1 protein-coding gene is annotated in these 898 nt (G+C 42.1%); it reads left to right on the top strand.

Annotated elements, in window-relative coordinates:
• A partial coding sequence (locus IAE19_RS16450; RefSeq protein WP_227612314.1) for an Ig-like domain-containing protein occupies positions 1–898 on the top strand: 898 nt, incomplete at both ends.

Genomic DNA, 898 nt, shown 5'->3' with positions numbered 1-898 from the left:
ACCTGCATTGCATGGAACGGTTGATGATCCTACTGCAAAAGTCACAATTGTTGTTAATGGGGTGAGTTATCCAGCTACGAATAACGGCGATGGAACCTGGACTCTGGCAGACAATACGTTACCTGCTTTAACCGATGGATTGCATACTGTTGTGGTAAATGCAACGGATGCAGCAGGAAATAGCAATACCACTTCCAAAGATATTTCTATCGATACCACAGCACCGAGTTTGACGATTACCACAGCTGATACCACATTATCGCCTAACGAAGTTGTAGATATCACCTTCAACTTTAGTGAGAAAGTCATCGGATTTGACTTGTCTGATATTCAAGTAACAGGTGGATCAATTTCACAACTTCAAACAACAGATGGTGGCTTAACCTGGACAGCAAAATTTACTCAGTCTGGTACCGATCAGCCAAGTATTAAAGTTTCTGGCAGTGGTTATACGGACCTTGCAGGTAATAATGGTACAGATGCAATATTGGATGGCAACAACAATTTCCACTATGATCCAGATGCAAAAGACGTTATAGGCAGTGTGGCCTTATCTGCGGGAGAAGATGCAAATAATGATGGCGTAATCAATACAGCAGAATTAGGAGCGGATGGTAAAGTCAATGTTGATATTACCTTGGGAGTGGATGCAGCGGTAGGTGATATCATAACGATCAATGGTGTATCGCATACATTAACTCAGGCAGAAGTAGATGGCCATAAAGTGGTAAGTGCGGTAACTGTAACTGATGGTAGCAATACTATAATAGTTGAATACAACGATGGTCTTGGAAATACAGATACTGCTCAAACAATTGTAAATGTTGATATTACTTCACCCGCGGTTACGCCAACAATCGGTTTGGTCGCAGATGATGTAGCACCGATGACTGGAACG

Origin of the sequence: Acinetobacter sp. S40, from assembly GCF_016624705.1 — a bacterium.
Lineage (GTDB): Bacteria > Pseudomonadota > Gammaproteobacteria > Pseudomonadales > Moraxellaceae > Acinetobacter.
This window is presented reverse-complemented; position numbering and strand designations above follow the sequence as displayed.